Annotated in this window: 16 protein-coding genes; 5 read left to right on the top strand and 11 right to left on the bottom strand. The window is 64.8% G+C overall.

Going from position 1 to position 18000, the window contains the following annotated elements:
• Positions 1-68: 68 nt before the first annotated feature.
• From NV382_RS05785 to NV382_RS05800, 4 genes are read right to left on the bottom strand one after another with little or no spacing between them, the layout of a single operon-like run.
• On the bottom strand, positions 69-668 hold the full coding sequence (locus tag NV382_RS05785) for a PepSY domain-containing protein (protein ID WP_260599564.1): 600 nt from the start codon (positions 666-668) through the stop codon (positions 69-71).
• Positions 635-1411, bottom strand: a complete 777-nt coding sequence (locus NV382_RS05790) for a PepSY-associated TM helix domain-containing protein (RefSeq protein WP_260599565.1) — start codon at positions 1409-1411, stop codon at positions 635-637. The genes NV382_RS05785 and NV382_RS05790 overlap by 34 nt, the downstream gene beginning before the upstream one ends.
• On the bottom strand, positions 1408-3738 hold the full coding sequence (locus NV382_RS05795; RefSeq protein WP_260599566.1) for a TonB-dependent receptor: 2331 nt from the start codon (positions 3736-3738) through the stop codon (positions 1408-1410). The genes NV382_RS05790 and NV382_RS05795 overlap by 4 nt, the downstream gene beginning before the upstream one ends.
• A gap of 46 nt (positions 3739-3784) precedes the next feature.
• A complete protein-coding gene (locus NV382_RS05800) occupies positions 3785-4225 on the bottom strand; it encodes a hypothetical protein (protein ID WP_260599567.1) in 441 nt (146 codons plus the stop codon).
• A gap of 108 nt (positions 4226-4333) precedes the next feature.
• Here NV382_RS05800 and NV382_RS05805 point away from each other — a divergent pair, with 108 nt between their 5' ends.
• From NV382_RS05805 to NV382_RS05815, 3 genes are all read left to right on the top strand, one after another.
• Positions 4334-5473, top strand: coding sequence for a sensor histidine kinase (locus NV382_RS05805; RefSeq protein WP_260599568.1), 1140 nt, complete (start codon positions 4334-4336; stop codon positions 5471-5473).
• A complete protein-coding gene (locus NV382_RS05810; RefSeq protein ID WP_260599569.1) occupies positions 5470-6270 on the top strand; it encodes a LytR/AlgR family response regulator transcription factor in 801 nt (266 codons plus the stop codon). Before NV382_RS05805 ends, NV382_RS05810 begins: the two co-directional genes overlap by 4 nt.
• A gap of 62 nt (positions 6271-6332) precedes the next feature.
• On the top strand, positions 6333-6764 hold the full coding sequence (locus NV382_RS05815) for a hypothetical protein (protein WP_260599570.1): 432 nt from the start codon (positions 6333-6335) through the stop codon (positions 6762-6764).
• Between the two features lie 114 nt (positions 6765-6878).
• Here the strand turns inward: NV382_RS05815 and NV382_RS05820 are convergent, their stop codons facing one another.
• The 5 genes from NV382_RS05820 to NV382_RS05840 all read right to left on the bottom strand — a co-directional run bounded on the left by NV382_RS05820 (position 6879) and on the right by NV382_RS05840 (position 13508).
• The gene (locus NV382_RS05820; protein ID WP_260599571.1) at positions 6879-7160 is read right to left on the bottom strand and encodes a DUF3297 family protein; all 282 of its coding nucleotides are present in this window, start codon (positions 7158-7160) and stop codon (positions 6879-6881) included.
• Between the two features lie 90 nt (positions 7161-7250).
• Positions 7251-7673 (bottom strand): hypothetical protein, encoded by a 423-nt coding sequence (locus tag NV382_RS05825; protein ID WP_260599572.1) that lies wholly within the window; start codon positions 7671-7673, stop codon positions 7251-7253.
• Positions 7674-7766: 93 nt separating this feature from the next.
• The gene (locus NV382_RS05830) at positions 7767-8624 is read right to left on the bottom strand and encodes a metallophosphoesterase (RefSeq protein WP_260599573.1); all 858 of its coding nucleotides are present in this window, start codon (positions 8622-8624) and stop codon (positions 7767-7769) included.
• A gap of 375 nt (positions 8625-8999) precedes the next feature.
• Positions 9000-10841 (bottom strand): translational GTPase TypA, encoded by a 1842-nt coding sequence (gene typA, locus NV382_RS05835; RefSeq protein WP_260599574.1) that lies wholly within the window; start codon positions 10839-10841, stop codon positions 9000-9002.
• A gap of 264 nt (positions 10842-11105) precedes the next feature.
• On the bottom strand, positions 11106-13508 hold the full coding sequence (locus tag NV382_RS05840; protein WP_260599575.1) for a TonB-dependent receptor: 2403 nt from the start codon (positions 13506-13508) through the stop codon (positions 11106-11108).
• A gap of 184 nt (positions 13509-13692) precedes the next feature.
• Here NV382_RS05840 and NV382_RS05845 point away from each other — a divergent pair, with 184 nt between their 5' ends.
• Together NV382_RS05845 and NV382_RS05850 are read left to right on the top strand one after the other, a co-directional pair.
• Positions 13693-14898 (top strand): toxic anion resistance protein, encoded by a 1206-nt coding sequence (locus tag NV382_RS05845; protein ID WP_260599576.1) that lies wholly within the window; start codon positions 13693-13695, stop codon positions 14896-14898.
• A 141-nt stretch (positions 14899-15039) separates the two neighbouring features.
• Positions 15040-15744 carry a hypothetical protein gene (locus NV382_RS05850; protein ID WP_260599577.1) on the top strand — a complete coding sequence of 235 codons (705 nt, stop codon included), beginning with the start codon at positions 15040-15042 and terminating at the stop codon, positions 15742-15744.
• Between the two features lie 127 nt (positions 15745-15871).
• Here the strand turns inward: NV382_RS05850 and NV382_RS05855 are convergent, their stop codons facing one another.
• Together NV382_RS05855 and NV382_RS05860 are read right to left on the bottom strand one after the other, a co-directional pair.
• Entirely contained in the window at positions 15872-16645 is a 774-nt protein-coding gene (locus NV382_RS05855) for a 3'(2'),5'-bisphosphate nucleotidase CysQ (protein ID WP_260599578.1), read from the bottom strand.
• Complete coding sequence (locus NV382_RS05860; RefSeq protein WP_260599579.1) at positions 16638-17984, bottom strand: TldD/PmbA family protein; 1347 nt, start codon at positions 17982-17984, stop codon at positions 16638-16640. Before NV382_RS05860 ends, NV382_RS05855 begins: the two co-directional genes overlap by 8 nt.
• Between the last annotated feature and the right edge of the window lie 16 nt (positions 17985-18000).

The following is an 18000-nucleotide window of genomic DNA, read 5'->3' on the forward strand; positions in this document are numbered from 1 at the left end:
GAGCGCCTGCCCTTGCAGGCAGCCGAAGGGGCTACTCAAGACGAACCGGAGGGTAAGTTTACCCCAAGTCATCGCCCGCTAAGCTGCCGCAGCCCCAGCCAGCGTCCGGCAGAGGACCGCCGCAGCACGAACCGCTCGACCAATAAAACCACCATCAGGCTCGCCCCAAAGAACGGCATCAGCACGCCGAGCACCACCACCGCCGCGATCAGCACCGCCCCGAAGCGCGGCCGCGTCAACGGGATCGGCGCGCCCAGCAATCCCACCGGCCGCCGCCGCCACCACAACACCGTCCCCGACACCGCCAGCGTGATCAGCAGCAACGCCGTCACCGTGCCGAGCAACTGGTTGGCCAGGCCGAACAACGCCCCCTCATGCGCGGCGATGCCGTAGCCGACGGCGCGGTCGACCCAGTGGCGCTGGTCGAAGTCGCGGCGCTCCAGCACGCGACCGGTCGCGCCATCCACCGTCAGCCGCGTGCGCAGCGGGCGATCGGCGGCGTCGGAGGTGACCGTCCACACACTCGCCTGCTCCGCTGGCGGCGCGATCAGCACGGGCGGCGCGATGCCGAGCGGTGCCACGCGCGCGATCACGCGGTCGAGTTCGCCCGGTGCCGCCGCCTGGTGCCCCATCGTCATGCCTTTGTGGTCGGCATGGTCGCCCAGCATCGCGCGCTCGCCGGCGGGCGCGGGCCGGTCGGCCAGTCGACCGGGCCGTCCGCGGTGCCGGTCACCTGCCGCGCGGCCGCGAAATAGCTGCCCCAGGCCTTGGCCCAGGGCAGGCCGGTCAGGATCAGCCCCAGCGCGAGCAGCGACACCCAGATGCCCGATACCGCATGCAGATCGCGCCAGAACAGCCGCCGCCCGCCGCGCAACCGCGGATAGACGATGCCGGCCAGCCCCGTGCCGCCACGCGGCCACCACAGATACAGGCCGGTCAGGATCATCACCACCGCCCAGCAGGCGGCAAGCTCGACCAGATAGCTGCCGGGATCGCCGACCAGCAGATCGCCGTGCAGGTGAAAGATCACGCGCATCAACTGCGATTCGACCGGCACCGTCTTCAGCACCTTGGCAGTGGCGGGATCGACATAGGCGAGCGTCTCGTCCCCACCAGTTGCGACGATGATCCGTACCGCCTGCCCCGGCGCCTCCGGCAGCGTGTATTTGTGCAGCCGCGATCCGGGCACCGCACGGAGTGCAGCGGCGACCTGCGCATCCGCCCCCACCGGCGCTGCAACCGCGAGATGATCGTACGGCCGGTCGATCCAGGCCTCGATCTGCGGCTTCCAGGTATAGATGGCGCCGGTCGTCGCCAGCCAAAGGACGAACGGCACGCACAGCATCGCGGCATAGAAATGCCAGCGCCACACCGCATTGTACCAACGCGTGCCCGCCGGTTTGACGCTCATAGCTTCACTCCCGCCTCGATCAGGAACGTGCGCTGCGGATAAGGATGGAACACCCACGCGCGATCGTTAGTCAGGTTGTTCACGCCAGCAGACAGCCGCAGGTTTGTCGCCACATCCACATTCGCCTTCACGTCCAGCGCGAACAGTTCGGAGGTATAGCCGTAAGCGTCGCCGCGCTGCAGCCCGTCGATATCGGTGTTGGGCCGGCTGGCATAGCGCACGCCCACCACCGCCTGCAGCGCAGGCATCAGCCGCCAGCGCAGATTGCCGTTCAGCCGCCAGCGCGGGATGCGCGGGAATTGCACGCCTTCCGACGCGCGGTCATCGGCGTTGCGCACCGTCACCGCATCGAGCCAGGCGGCATTGGCGTCGACGTCGAGCCCCGAGAACGGCCAATCCTTCACCTCGGCGATCAGCTCCGCGCCATATTGCCGCGTAACGTCGATGTTCTTGAACGCGGATGTCGACACCCCGGCCTGGTTGAAGCCGACATAGCTGAAGATCGCGTCGCTGATCCGCTGGTAGAACAGGCTTCCCGTCATCGTCGCCGGGCCGAGGCGCTTGCGCACCAGCAGGTTCGCGTCACGGCTCTTCTCGGGCTTGAGGTTCGGATCGAAGCTGTCGCGATTGAACGTGCCGTCGCCGTTGAGCGATCCCTGGAACAGTTCGCCGACGGTGGGAAAGCGGGTGGCGAGCGCCAGGCTCAATTCCGCCGCCCAACCATTCTCGAAACTATGCTTCAGCGCCAGCTTGGGGCTAATCGCACTGTCGGTGCGCGCCACATAACGCTGCGTGACGAGTTGTCCGGCGGATGCGCCAGTCGTGGCGCGGGACGTCAGCCCGCCATCATAAGCGCGCCACCAATCGGCGCGCAGCCCGATCGTCAGCAGCGTATCGGCGCCGAGGCCGATCGCATCTTCGGCGAACACGCCGATCGTTCGCGTGCGGCCGAGGGTCCGTGTGCGCGCCGTACGGCCAGTGGCCGCGCGCCAGTTGGTCGTGTCGAACACGCTCTGGTCGGTCTCGTAGAGATTGCCGTTGGCGCCGATCGCAAGGTCATGCGCGCCGAACGCACGTGTCGCGAGCAGATCGCCGGTATACCAGCCGGTTGGTCCCTGTTGCGTCAGTTGCCCCGCGCCATTGGCGATCCCCGCGGCATAGCCGTTGGATGACCGCGTCTCCTGTTTGTCGAAGCGCAGCGTGGAGAGGTTCAGGCGCGTGTCGAAACCGAGCAGCGGGCCTTCGAGCTTGAGTCCGGCCAGCCATTCGTTCTTCTGCGCAATGCCGAGCCGGTAATTGGTCGCGGCATTGAGCAGATAGCTATGGCCGCCAAAGCTCGCCTGCCCACTGGCATCACCGTAGAACGGTTTGCCCGCGACATCGTGCAGATAGGTTTGCGGGTGCAGCGTCTCCTCGCGATTCCACCAATAGGTGAACAGCGCCTCGGCATGGAACTCCCCCGAGTCGAACCGGACCTGCCCGCGCGCCTGATCCTGCCGCGTGGCGACCGACGAGTAATCGCCGATCACCGGCGCGACGATGCCTTTGGTGCCGGCGACCGCAATCAGCGCCGGATCGGCATAGGCGCCGGTCACCGGCGTGCTGCCCGCCCCGTTGCCGTACAGCGCGCCGCTATAGCCGAATTGGTAGAATTGCTGCGGCTGGCTGTCGTTGCGCAGCCGCCGTACCGAGGCACGGAAGCCGAACGGGCTGTTCTCGGGCTTGAGCGCGAAGCCGGCTTCGGCGGAATAGCCCTCGAAATCCTCCCGCGTGCCATATTGGCGGTATGGCTGGACGCAGGCCTGCACCGTGCCGAACGCCTCGGTCTTGTCCGGCGCCCGCGTCGAGATATTGACGATACCGCCCATCGAATTGCCGGGGTAGCGCGCCGAATAGGGGCCGTAGACGATGTCGAACTGGCGCACTTCGCTCGGCGAGACGATCCCCCAGGCCGGGGGGAAGCCGAACGAATTGCCCAGGAAGTTCGACACGACGAAGCCATCGACCATCACCAGCGAGCGGGCGCTCTGCGTGCTGTGCGTGCCACGGAAGCCGGGCACGGCATTGTTGTCGCCGATATAGCGCGTGCGGACGAAGAAATCGGGCGCATATTTGATCAGGTCTTCGGTGTTGAACGCGTTGACCCCGGCGAACTGCTTCTCGCCCAAACTGACGGACAAACCGCGCGGCTCGATCTCGATCGGCGCGTCGCGCTGGCCGACGACCAGGACGTCGTCGCCATCGGTGGTTTGGGCAAAAGCAGGTGACGCCGCGGCAAGTGCGGACAGGCAGACGGCGCGCCGGAGCGCGCCCTTGAGATTGGACATGAAACGATCCTCGACTGAAACGAGCGCAGGGATGCGCAGTGACGATTCAGGCGGGGATCGGGGGACCGGTGGAGGGAGGCGGTGGCGCGGCCAGGCCGTGGCCGACAAAGGTGAGTGGTACGGATCGGGCAAAGGTCGCCGGCCGCGGCGCGATCGCGCTGGGCAGGCCGACGATCGGCATCGTCAGTGCCGCAGTGACGCCAGCGCCGGAACAGGGATGATCGCCGGCCGGGTCCGGGTGGCGCTTGCCGTCCGCCTCGGCACCCTCATGCGCGGCCGCCATGTGCATGCCGGGCTCGTGCGTGGCGGCGGGCGCGGCAATCGCCATCATCCCCATGCCGGAACAGGGTGCGAGGACGAACCCGCCATCGACGTCTGCCATCGGCATCCAGCCCGCCGGCACTGCGACCCGCGCGAGCAGCACGCACAGCAACGCCGTCAGCAGCAAGACCCGGCGAAGACCGGTGGCAAGGCAGGGCGCGCGCACGGCATTGCCTTGGCCCCCGCAGACGGCGAGAGCAAGCGGACGCTTTGACCCAGGCCGCCCCCGGTGCCCGCTTTGCGCTCTCCTGCCAGGCACTGTAAGGCATGGGTGATGCCATCCCCTGCCCTGCCCGCCGTCGCGCTCAAGAAGCCGGACATCTTCTCGCGGCCTTTTTTCGAAGAAAAGAGCCGCGCGTTCTGGACACTCCAGGCAGCAGGCTGGACCGGCTATCTCATCCTGCGCAGCGTCTCCAGCATCTCCAACGGCCCGTCGCTCGACATGATCGTGCCGGTGGTGATCGAATCGATCGTCGGCTATTGCATCACGCTGCTGCTCTCCACGCTCTACGGATATTATCGGGGGCTGCCGCGGATCAGCGGAGTACTGCTCAGCATCTTCACGCTGTTGCTGGCAACCTTGCTGTATGCGGTGCTCGATGCCTTCTCCTTCTCGTTCATCAAGCTGGCCAATCCAGGCCTGAACCTCAACCTGGTGCTGGGCACGATCTTCCTCAACTTTACCGTGCTGGCGGGCTGGTCGGCGCTCTATTTCGGGATCAACTTCTACCTGATCGTCGAGGAGCAGATCGACCAGTTGGCCGCGCTCGAAAACACCGCCTCATCGGCGCAGCTGGCGATGCTGCGCTACCAGCTGAACCCGCACTTCCTGTTCAACACGCTCAATTCGATCTCGACATTGGTGCTCCTGAAACAGACCGAGCGCGCCAACGCGATGCTCAGCCGGTTATCGTCCTTCCTGCGGTATACCCTGGCCAACGAGGCGACCGCCAATGTCACGCTGCAGCAGGAGGTGGAGACGCTGAAGCTGTATCTCGAGATCGAGAAGATGCGCTTCGAGGAGCGGCTGCAGCCGCGCTTCGACATCGACGTGCGCGTCGAACGGGCGCGTTTGCCCTCGCTGCTGCTCCAGCCTTTGGTCGAGAACGCGATCAAATATGCGGTGACGCCGAAGGAAGAAGGCGCGGAAATCTGCGTCACGGCGCGGCTCGCCGGAGATCGCGTGCAGATCGCCGTATCGGACACCGGTCCGGGGTTGCATGAAATGAAAGCACGTCCAAGCCTTTCAACCGGGGTCGGGCTTGCCAATATCAGAGAGCGTCTGGCGCAGGCGTTCGGGCCCGATCACAGCTTCGAGGCGAGGAGCCGTCCGAGCGGCGGGTTCGAGGTAGAAATTGAAATTCCGTTCCAGCTCGATGAACCATCGAGGGAATCGGCAAGAGAGGTCGCATGACGATTAGAACGATTTTGGTGGATGACGAGTCGCTGGCGATCCAGGGCTTGGAACTCCGCCTCCAGGCGCACGCAGACGTGGAGATCATCGATCGGTGCCAGAATGGCCGTGAAGCCATCCGCAGCATCAAGACGCACAAGCCGGACCTGGTCTTCCTCGACATCCAGATGCCGGGCTTCGACGGTTTCTCGGTCGTGCAGGGGCTGATGGAGGTCGAGCCGCCGCTGTTCGTGTTCGTCACCGCCTATAGCGACCATGCGCTGAAGGCGTTCGAAGCGCAGGCGGTGGATTACCTGATGAAGCCGGTAGAGGAATCGCGCCTGGCCGACACGATCGAGCGCGTGCGCCAACGACTGGCCGAAAAGCGCGGCGTGGAAGAGGTGGAAAAGCTCAAGGAAGTACTGGCCGAGGTCGCGCCCGACAGCGTCGGCGACATGAACGACGGTGGCGACCAGGTTTCCTCGAACCGTTTCGAGAAGCTGATCAACATCAAGGATCGCGGACAGATTTTCCGCGTCGACGTCGACAAGATCGAGCGGATCGATGCCGCGGGCGACTATATGTGCATCTATACCGGCGACAACACGCTGATCCTGCGCGAGACGATGAAGGACCTGGAAAAGCGCCTCGACCCGCGCCGTTTCCAGCGCGTGCATCGCTCGACCATCGTCAACCTCGATCTGGTCAAGGAAGTGAAGCCGCATACCAATGGCGAATGCTTCCTGGTGCTGGGATCAGGTGCCTCGGTGAAGGTCAGCCGCAGCTACCGCGACGTCGTGGCGCGGTTCGTCCACTGAGACCGGCGGCACTGCTCGCACTGGCGACGCCGCTCGCCTTGGCGCCGCTTCAAGCGGCGCCAGTGGTGAAGCGCGCCAGCTTGTGTGCGCCGAGCGAGACGGTCATCTTCGAGTGCCGCACCAAGCGCCGGCTGGTTGCTGTCTGCGGCAGCAGCACCGCCGCTCAATACCGGTCCGGCCTGCCCGGCAAGCTCGAACTGGCATCGCCCGTCCGCGCGCCCGGCTTGTCCTATGCCAATCGCGCCTATTCCGGCGGCGGTGAGAGCCAGATCCGCTTCGCCAAAGGACCTTACGGCTATGTGGTGTACAGCAGCACGATCCGCACCAGCTTTGGCGACGGCCCGAACGATCCGGCGTTCCGTTCAGGCGTCCTGGTGACCCGGGGAGCTTCCCTGGTGTCGCACGACCGCTGCGTGCAGCCTTCGGATGCAGTGCTCGATCTGGCAGCGGCCCAGCGTCACATGCCGGAAGGCTCGTTCATCGAGCACGATTGATACGATCAGTTCCCCTGCGAAGGCAGGGGCCCAGAGTCACAGGTGCTACGCTTGGGCTCTGGCCCCTGCTTTCGCAGGGGAAACGGCATAGCGCATCGTAGCGTGACAGCTAGATTAGCCCTCGGCAGCATCCGTAGTGTCGGGCGCGTCGCCGTCGGCCGGGCGCTCGTACCAGGCCTCCACCGGGCCGCTATACTTGATCGTCAGCGGATTGCCCTTGCGATCGACCTTCTTGCCGAGCGCAACGCGGATCCAGCCTTCGGACAGGCAATATTCCTCGACGTCATGGCGCTCGCGCTCCTTGAAGCGGATACCGATGCCGCGCGCGAGCTTGTCTTCGTCGAAGAACGGGCTGCGCGGGTTGGAGGACAGGCGGTCTGGCGGGGTGTCGGTCATGGGCGCTGCCTTTGGCGCAAAATCCCCGCCAACGCCAGACACCAAAACGGCGCCGGATCAATCCGGCGCCGCTTCCTGCAGTTCACGCGATCAGTAGCAGACGCGCACGCGTACCGGCTGACCGTAATACGGATCCCAGCGACGCTCGACGCGGCAGCCGCCATAGCCACGGCCGCGATAACGCTGCGCGTAATAGCCATCGTTGGGATAGTAACCGCGGCGATTGTAGTAATTGTAATTGTAATTGCGTGGATACCCGCGATCACGATAATAATCGTCACGGTAGCGATCACGCCCGTTCGACGCGATCGCCGCACCGATCGCCAGCCCGGCAATCCCCGCAACCAATGCGGGACCGGTACGATCGTAGTGGCGATCATAATGACGGCCATAACCGCCCCATCCACCACCATAGCCGCCGCGATAACGCTGCGCATCGGCCGGTGCCGCGGCGGTCAAGGCCGTAGCAGCGAGTGCGACGCCCAGACCCGCTTTCTTCAACACGCTGTTCATGTTCATACTCCTCATGCCAGCAAGCCCTTATCCGCTTGGGTCATTAAACGCGCGACCCACCGAGCTTGTTGCAAAGGAGTAAGCGAGTCGAGCTTAACCCACTCGGAATGCGGCGTTTATCGGGGGTTCAGCGCGCGGCATTAAAGAGCGGCTCCGCCTTTTGACCACGATGAGCCACATGTCAGGCACTGCTCCCAGTCGCAATGGCAATAGGCTGGTTCCCAAGCCCGCACCGACCACGAGCGTCTTGCCGTGTTCTATAACGACGCCACAAGCGTACTTGTCGCCATACTCGGACATGTAAGAAATCGCCCCGACAAGTGGCAGCCTGATCTGACCACAGTGGGTATGCCCGGCCAGCATGAGCTTCACTTCTGCCGGAACGCGCGGGAATGGATCTGGGCTATGGCTCAGCAAGACTGGCTCTCCGCCAAGGGCCGCCATCGCGCGCAATGTGGCGCTGAGATCATCATGATGCGTGAATGCATCATCCAGACCGCCGATAACCAAAGGACCTGCCCGCGCGGCGCTATTGTCGAGCACGTTGATGCCAGCGCGCCGCAAGGCCGAATAAGCCGCTGCAGCACTGCGCCAGTGATCGTGATTGCCCAACACGGCAAAAGTCCCAAACCGGCTTTTAAGGTCACCGAGCGGCGCGATCGCGTTCTCCAAAGAGAAGCGTTTGGTAGCAAGCGCCTTGTCGCTCACGAAATCTCCTGCGATCAGCACCGCATCAGGCCGCTGAGCATTCGCCTGCCGAACGATTTGGCTCAGCCGTTCCGGAGGCATGTCAGGCCCCGCCACATGAACGTCAGAAAGGAAGAGGATCCGAAGCTGCTTTTGTGAGCTTTCAGCTGGCAGCATCTCGACTGTAGCAAAGCGGACTATCGGATCAGAGATGGCCGTCCGATAGGCCCAACCAACGATCGCGATGCTGATCAAGATCGCCACTACAAGAAGCCGCGCGAACGTCATTCATCATGATTGCCGTCTTCTGACGTCCACAGCAACGCCCAAAACCACAGCAGACTTTCACCAACTTCTGCATCTCGCGCATGCGCGACCCGCCTTTCTGCGGCCTCTCTATTACGATGCCAATCTACTTCCCGGCGGAGGCAGCGGTTAGGCGCAGCGATGGAGCGCGATGTCCGTTCCGCTGTTTCGCGACCAAGCGACCGTCTGCCAGGGCCCCCATGGTAGGGGACGTGGGGGCTACTGGCAAAAAACGGCGCGGCAAAGCCGCGCCGTCGGTCCTCGCCATAGCAAGGCCGGCCGGGCGGGCCTCAAGGCGCGGCGCAGCTCACGCTGCGCTTTGCCCGGCCCGCCTTACGCCTGCTTGGCGCGGCTCGCGCGCTTGCGCTCGTTGGCGTCGAGGTAGCGCTTGCGCAGGCGAATCGACTTCGGCGTCACTTCGACCAGTTCGTCATCGTCGATATAGGCGATGGCCTGCTCCAGCGTGGCGCGCTTGGGCGGGGTCAGGCGGACCTGGTCGTCCTTGCCGCCGCTGGCGCGGAAGTTGGTCAGCGCCTTGGTCTTCATCGGATTGACTTCGAGATCGTCCGGCTTGGCGTTTTCGCCGACGATCATGCCCTCGTACAACGCCTCGCCGTGGCCGACGAACAGGATGCCGCGCTCTTCCAGCGGACCCAGCGCATAGTTGTTTGCTTCGCCGGTGCCGTTGGAGATCAGCACGCCGTTCTTGCGGCCTTCGATCTTGCCCTTGTGAGGGCCATATTTCTCGAATAGCCGGTTCATGATGCCGGTGCCGCGCGTGTCCGACAGGAACTCGCCGTGATAGCCGATCATGCCACGCGACGGCGCGGAGAAGGTGATGCGCGTCTTGCCACCGGTCGAGGGACGCATGTCGGTCATCTCGGCCTTGCGAATGTTCATCTTCTCGACGACCGTGCCCGAATGCTCATCATCGACGTCGATGATGACCGTCTCGTACGGCTCGGTCTTGTTGCCGTCCTCGTCCTCGCCGAACAGCACGCGCGGGCGGCTGATGCCAAGCTCGAAGCCCTCGCGGCGCATCGTCTCGATCAGCACGCCGAGCTGAAGCTCGCCGCGGCCCGCGACTTCGAAGCTGTCCTTGTCGGCCGCTTCCGTCACCTTCACGGCAACGTTGGATTCGGCTTCGCGGAACAGGCGCTCGCGGATCATGCGGCTGGTCACCTTCGTGCCCTCGCGGCCAGCCATCGGCGAATCGTTCACCGCGAAACGCATCGACAACGTCGGCGGATCGATCGGCTGCGCGTGCAGCGGCTCAGTCACGCTGACGTCGGCGATGGTGTCGGCGACCGTTGCGACAGTCAGGCCGGCGAGGCTGATGATGTCGCCTGCCTTGGCTTCGTCGACCGGCACGCGATCCAGGCCGCGGAACGACATGATCTTCGATGCACGGCCGGTCTCGACGATCTTGCCGTCATTATCGAGCGCGTGGATCGCCTGGTTGGTCTTCACCACGCCCGAGTTCACGCGGCCGGTGAGGATGCGGCCGAGGAACGGATCGCGGTCGAGCAGGGTGACGAGGAAGGTGAACGGCACGCCGGCGACTTCCACGGCGGGGGGCGGCACATGCTTCACGATCGTCTCGAACATCGGGATCAGCGTGCCTTCGCGCGCGTCCATGTCGGCCGAGGCGTAACCGTTGCGGCCCGATGCGTAGAGGACGGGGAAATCGAGCTGGTCGTCGTTCGCATCGAGCGACACGAACAGGTCGAACACTTCGTCGAGCACTTCCTGGATGCGGGCGTCGTTACGATCCACCTTGTTGACGACGACGATCGGCTTCAGGCCGAGCGCCAGCGCCTTGCCGGTCACGAACTTGGTCTGCGGCATGGCGCCTTCCGACGAATCGACCAGCAGGACGACGCCGTCGACCATCGAAAGGATGCGCTCCACTTCGCCGCCGAAATCAGCGTGGCCGGGGGTGTCGACGATGTTGATGCGGATGCTCTCGCTTTCGCCCGGGGGCGTCCAGTCGACTGACGTGGGCTTGGCGAGAATGGTGATGCCACGCTCTTTTTCGAGATCGTTGGAATCCATTGCGCGCTCTTCGATGCGCTGGTTGTCGCGGAACGTGCCGGACTGACGGAACAGCTGGTCGACGAGGGTCGTCTTGCCGTGATCGACGTGCGCGATGATCGCCACATTGCGGAGGGCCATGAGTATATCCGGTGCTTTAGCTTGGGGAAGATGGTGCGCGCGCCCCTAGCGCAATTGTCGCAGCGCAACAAGGGCGGGGCAAAACAAGCAGGGCGCACAAGCAAGGTTCGAGGGCAGGCCCTGTCTGGTTTCCGCGATTATCCCGCCCGGTCCTGCACCGCAACGTTCTCCCGCGAACGCGGGAGTCCAGGGTCACCAGCGATGGCGATTGTGGCCCTGGCCCCCCGCTTTCGCGGGGGAACGGCGAGGATAGAAGTTAGGAGGTTAGAACTTGGCGCCGATCTCGACCCCGTAGAAGCGCGGCTCTCCGGCGATGTAGGTCGGCACGCCGAACCCGCCGCCCGTGTTGCCGGCGTCGATCAGGTAGCGCTCCTTGGTCAGGTTGCGTGCAAAACCACCGATGCGATAGCGACCCTGCGCGAACTCGACACCGGCGCGCACGTTGACCAGGGTGTAGCCGCCCTGGCTGATCGCCTCGCTGTTCGGCAATTCGAAGAACACCTTGCTCTGATACGTCGCGGAGGGGACGGCGTAGAGCGACACGCTGTCGTTCAGCGGGACATTCACGTTGATCCCGCCCGATGCCGTGATCTCCGGCTGCAGGCGGAAACGGTTGCCCGAATAGACGCCGAATGCCGGATCGTCGTTGAGCTTGCCGTCGATATAGGCGAAGCTGCCGAACAGCGAGACCATGCGGCCGAGCCGCAGATTTCCTTCCGCCTCGACGCCGAGATTCTTGGCATTGGCGCTTTCGACCGTCGTCGTGGCACCCGTGGTGACGGAGAACTGGAAGCCGTCATATTGCTGGTAGAACACGCCGAGCGAGCCGGTGAACGCACCAATGCTGCCCTTGATGCCACCTTCGTAGTTCCACACGACCTCTTCCGGCACGATCTGCAGATTGGGCACGGCGCCGCCGACAGCGGCTGCGGCCGCCAACTGGACCACCGGCGAGCGGCGCCCCTTGCTGACAGTGCCGTAGACGTTTACCCCGTCGCCGATGCGGTACAGCACGTTGAAGCGCGGCAGCAGGGCGGCGAAGCTGCGCTGCGCCTCGAACTTGCGGCCGCCGGTATTGGCGGTGCCGAGGAGGCTGGTATTGATGCCTAGACCGGCGAGCAGCACCGAGTTGGGCTGCACCGAGCTGTAGCCCGACTTGCGATCCTCGATCAGCACGCGCGCGCCGGCGGTGATCTCTAGGGCCGGTATCGGCATCCAGGTAGCGTCTGCAAATACCGAATAGGTGTTGTTGCGGCCGAAATTGGTGAACTCCGACGAATATGCCTGCTGGGTCAGCCTGCCGGCGCTGAGCAAGCGCGTGGCGAGCGCCGCCGCGGGTATCGTGCCGTTGGGCGCGACGCAGCCCGGGCCAGTAGGCACACCGGCAGCCGTCAACGCCGCGCGGACGGGGGCGTAGGCCCCAGCGACCGAGCAAGCGATGTAGGTGCCTTCTTCGGTCGAGAACGGCACGCGCTGATAGCCGTTTTCGAAGAAGGCGTTCCAGCCAAACGAGGCGCGCAATTTGTCGCCCGTAAAGTTGAAGCGGCCTTCATGGCTCCACTGGTCGCCCTTGGCGTCTTCGGCGAATTCGAGATACCAGGCCGGGCCACCATCGGCGTCGAACACTTCGTTGGCGTCGAAGCGGCGATAGCCGTTGACTGTGGTGAAGGTAACGCCGGGCGCGACGTCGATGGCGATCGTCAGGTTCGCGTCATACACGTTGCGCTTGAGGCCAAGCTTACGATCGCCCAGCACTTCCTTGCTGAAGGGCGAGCCGGACAGTTCGGCATAGCCGTAATCGCCGGTCTGGCCGCCGGTCGGCGCAAAGGCGCGGCTCTTGAACGCGGTACCCGGGTTACGCTGCCCATCATAGGTCAGCACGAGATCGGCGGTGACGCTGTCCGACGGCACGAAACGCAGCGACCCGCGGATGCCGCGCTGATCCTGGCCGTTCAGATCGTCCTGATTGACCCTGCCCTGGTTCTGGTTGGCGATCTTGGGATCGCCGGCAATGTTGCGGACGTAGCCATCGCGATACTTGTAGGCGAAGGCCAGGCGACCGGAGAGGACGTCGTTGCCCGCGTTGAGGAAGCCCGACACCTGCGTGCGATCGTAATTGCCGTATGAGGCGGTGATCCCGCCCGACGTGCCGGCAACTGGCCGGGCCGAGATGATCGACACCGCGCCGACCGCCGATGCCGTGCCGAACAAGGTCGCCTGCGGTCCCTTCACCACCTCGATGCGCTCGAGATCGTACAGATCCTGATAGGCGCCGCGCGACCGCGAAATATCGATGCCATTATAATATAGCGTGACGCGCGCGCCCTGCTGCGACGAGCCGTTGTCGGAGGTGATGCCGCGGATCACGAAGCCGGGATTGTTCGCGCTCTGCTCCTGAATGCGCAGGCCGGGGACATACATCGCAACTTCGGTCAGCGAATTGACGCCGAGTTCGGCCATGCGCGCGCCGGTCACTGCGGTGACGGTCAGCGGCACGTCCTGGATACGCTGTTCGCGCTTCTGCGCGGTCACGACGATATCCTCGCCGCCCGCAAAGCTTTCCGGCTGCTCGGGCTGGTCCGGCTGCACCACGGCTTGCGCCATGGCGACATTCGACGTGCAGGCGAGCAGCGCGGCGATGCTGCCGCGGACGAAAAGCTTGGTCATGCGGGTTCCCTTTTGTTGCAATGCGGCGCGTACGGGCAGGTTGTTGCAGCTTCGGGTCGGATCGATGTGTTTCGCGTGACAATTGTTTGCAGATCACGGCTCGCCAGCGTTCTATTGACATAATACACTTGAACGCTGCGGGTTTAGCGCCCAAAATCCCGGTCAATCGTGCTGGAGATCGACAATGGCGACCGCAACCGAAACATTGACCGCCGAGCAGGGTCTGGTGCTGACGCCGCCAGATCCCGTGCCGGTGGTGTCCGCCGAAAAGGCGGTCGGGCTGGTGCCGGTCGACGACGCCAAGCGCAGCGAGTTGCAGAAGCGCGTCGAGACGTTCGTCGACGATCTGGTCGCGCAGGATGTGAACTCGCCCGAATTTGGCAAGCGTGTCGATGCGATCAGCGCGATGGGGCAAAAGGAAATCCGCGATGCGGCGGGGCAATCGAACCGCTTTCTCGATCGGCCGACCCGCGCGATGGACCAGGAGACCGGCGTCGGCAAGGATCTGGCCGAATTGCGGCGCACAGTGGAAGATCTCGATCCCGGCCGTCGCGGCAATCTGACTGCGCCCAAGAAACTGTTCGGCCTGATCCCGTTCGGCAGCAACATGCGCAATTATTTCGATAGCTACAAATCGTCGCAGACGCACATTGCCTCGATCCTGAAGTCGCTCTCCGGCGGCAAGGACGAGCTGCTGATGGACAATGCCGCGATCGACGTGGAGCGTGCCAATCTGTGGTCCGCGATGGGGCGGCTGGAGCAGATGATCGTGCTGTCCAAGGAAATGGACGCGCGGCTTGAGGACAAGGCCAACGATCTCGACCATAGCGACCCCGCCAAAGCCAAGGCGATCCGCGAGAGTGCGCTCTTCTATGTCCGCCAGCGCACGCAGGATCTGCTGACGCAGATGGCCGTGACGGTGCAGGGCTATCTTGCGCTCGACCTGGTCAAGAAGAACAATGTCGAGCTGGTGAAGGGCGTCGATCGCGCATCGACGACGACGGTCTCGGCGCTGCGCACGGCGGTGACGGTGGCACAGGCGCTGACCAACCAGAGACTGGTGCTGGAGCAGATCACCGCGCTGAACACGACCACCGCCAACATCATCGATTCGACCGGTAAATTGCTGAAGAGCCAGACGGCGACGATCCACGAACAAGCGGCCAGCGCCACGATCCCGATCGAAGTGCTGCAGCGCGCGTTCCAGAACATCTACGACACGATGGATGCGATCGACACGTTCAAGCTGAAGGCGCTCGATAGCATGAAGACGACGGTCAACACGCTGGGCGACGAGGTCGAGAAGTCGAAGGGGTATATCGCCCGGGCGGAAGGTGCGGCCCAGAATAGCGGTTCGGGCGGCGAGACGTTCAAGCTGGAGGCGCTGTAAGGTGACGGCTTCTGCTTCCTTCCTAACCACATATCCGTCATTCCCGCGAAGGCGGGAATCTATACCGGCTGATCGTGCGTTTCGTGCGCTTACGTTCGAGATTATGGATCCCCGCCTTCGCGGGGATGACAGGGCATTATCATGACCGACGTCGATCGCCAGATCGCGCGCAGCAGCGAATATCTCGATCGTACGCGCAAACGCAGTGCATCGCTGAGCAAGCGGCGACGCAAGCGCCAGGGCACGGAGATCATGACGCGGCTCGGGCGGATTGTCGCGGCCGACGTGGCGATCCTGGTGGCGGCCGTGGTGGTGGGGTGGATTGTACCGCTCGGCATCGGCGGCGCGATGCTGGTCATGGCGGCGCTGATCGCGGCCACGCTGGCGCTGGCGATCTTCCCCGTCACGCCGCAAGTCACTCCCGAGGCTCTTGGCCAGGTCCCGCTCAAGCAGTTGCCGCTAAAGACCGAGCAATGGCTGGAGACGCAGCGCCCTGCTTTGCCTGCACCGGCGCAGACGCTGGTGGACGGGATCGGCGTGCGCCTGGAAGGCATCGCGCCGCAGCTTGCCACGCTGAACGAAGCGGAGCCGGCAGCGACGGAAGTGCGCAAGCTGATCGGCGAGCAATTGCCGGAACTGCTGAAAGGCTATGCCCGCGTACCGAGCGCGTTGCGTGGGATCGAGCGCAACGGAAAGACGCCCGATGCGCAGCTGGCCGACGGGCTGAAGGTAATCGACGAGCAGATCGCCGGCATGTCCGCGCAACTGGCGGAGGGTGATCTCAACCTGCTGGCGACGCGCGGACGGTTCCTGGAGATCAAGTACCGCGAGGATGGGGTGGGCTGATCCTCCCCGGGGAGGAACCTTTCGGCTCCTTCAGCCGAATGGTGGAGGGGGCCTTTCCCAAGCGCCACCGCTGCCGGCCCACCGCTGCGTCATGCTGCGCATGCCACCTCCCCCTGCCGGGGAGGAGTTATTGCGAAAGCCTGTACGCCCGCTCGCTGAGCCGTTCGACGCCAGCCTGATGTATACCCGGTGTGGATACAAGCACGCCGAACGCCTGGGCGCTGGGCGTGTTGAAGTCGAGCGGCTGGCCCAGTGCGTCGCTGACGCTCGCCCCGGCTTCCGCGGCGATCAGCACCGCCGCGGCGATGTCCCATTCATGTCCCCAGCGCAGCGTCGCGACGAGATCGGCCCGGTCCGCCGCCACCATCGCGATGCGCAGGGCGATCGAGTTGGGCTTGTCGACGGGAATGAGATCGCTGTCGATCTTGGGCAAGGCATCGGTCGGCACGCGCGCGCCGGCGAAATCGCGGCGATCGCCGACATGGATCAGGTGGCCGTTGAGCGTCGCCCCCTGCCCTGCCTGCGCCAGCCACACCTCGCCGCGCGCCGGCGCATCGAGTACGGCAATTACTGGCCGGCCATGCTCGACCAGCGCCACCGACACCGCCCAACCGGGGCGACCGCGGATATAGTCGCGCGTGCCGTCGATCGGATCGACCACCCATACGCGGTCACGCGACAGGCGATCGGCATTGTCCGCGGTCTCCTCGGACAGCCAGCCGGCATCGGGCAGCAGCGCTTCCAGCCGGGTGCGCAGGAAGCTGTTCACCTCGAGATCGACGTCGCACACCGGGTTACCCGGGGCCTTTTCCCAGCGCGCAAAATCGGTGCGCCACTTGGCCAGCGCCAACGCGCCGGCCTCGGCAGCGATCGCCGCCACCTGATCGGCAAGATCAGGCACCCGCGACCGTCATCCCGTCGATGCGCAACGTCGGCACGTTGCTGCCATAGCGGAACTCCAGGTCGTTCGCCGGGGTGAGTGCCAGGAACATGTCCTTGACGTTGCCGGCGATGGTGAATTCCGCGACCGGCGTGGTGATCTCACCGCCTTCGATGCGGAAGCCGGCTGCACCGCGGCTGTAATCGCCGGTCACGCCGTTGGCGCCTCCGCCGAGCATCTCGGTGACGTAGATCCCGTCGGCAATGTCGCCGATCAGCGTTGCGACCGGCACATGCCCCGCGGCCATGAACAGGTTGCTGGTGGCGACGCCGGGATTGCCGCCGATGCCGCGTGCGGCATGGCCGGTCGGCTCCAGGCCCAACTGCCGGGCCGACGCGCTGTCGAGCAGCCAGGTCTCCAGCACGCCATCGCGCACGAACTCGGTCGGCGAGACGGGGAGCCCTTCACCGTCGAACGGACGCGAGCGCAGCCCGTGCGGTCGGTGCGGATCGTCGCTGATCGTCACCCCGTCCGCAAACACGCGAGTGCCGAGCGCGTCGAGCAGGAAGCTGGTCTTGCGCGCGATCGACGAACCCGAGATCGCGCCGATCAGGTGGCTCAGCATCGACGAGCCGACCCGCGGATCGAAGACGATCGGCATCGTCCCGCTTTTGATCGTGCCCGGATTGACGCGGGCGACCGTGCGCTCACCCGCGCCGCGGCCGATCTCTGCCGGCGACATCAATCGGTTGCGGTGCCGCGCGCCGTGGTGATCGTAGTCGCGCACCATCTGCCCGCCTTCGCCGGCCAGCAGGCTGGCGGAAATGCCGTAGCCGGTCGCGGCATAAGCGGCGGCAAAGCCGTGGCTTGTCGCCAGTGCCCAGATGCTGCGCGAGGCAGAGGCGCCGCCGCCTTCGCTGTTGGTCACGCCCGGCACGGCACGCGCGGCATCCTCCGCCTCTAGCGCGGCGGCTTTCAGCTGCGCGGGTTCGACCTCGCCGCCATCGTCAAGGTCGAGCTGCGGCGGCGCACCGTGCAGCAGGCGATCGGCCGGTGCCAGCCCGGCCCATTCGTCCTCCGGTGCCTCGCGCGCCATGGCGATCGCGCGCTCGACCAAGGCAGCCAGCGCGTCCTGCGACAGATCGGAGGTGGAGACGCTCGCCGTCCGCTTGCCGACGAAGACACGCAAGCCCAGTTCGGCGCTTTCGGAACGGCCGACATCCTCCAGCGCGCCCAGGCGCACGGATACGTCGAGGGCGGTATCCGCGGCATAGACGGCGTCGGCGGCGTCGGCCCCGGCGGCGGTGGCACGGGAGACGATATCGGCGGCGCGGTCTCGCGCCTGATCGGTGTTCAGCATGAGCAGGACTTAGGTA

Source organism: Sphingomonas endolithica (assembly GCF_025231525.1).
Taxonomy (GTDB): domain Bacteria; phylum Pseudomonadota; class Alphaproteobacteria; order Sphingomonadales; family Sphingomonadaceae; genus Sphingomonas; species Sphingomonas endolithica.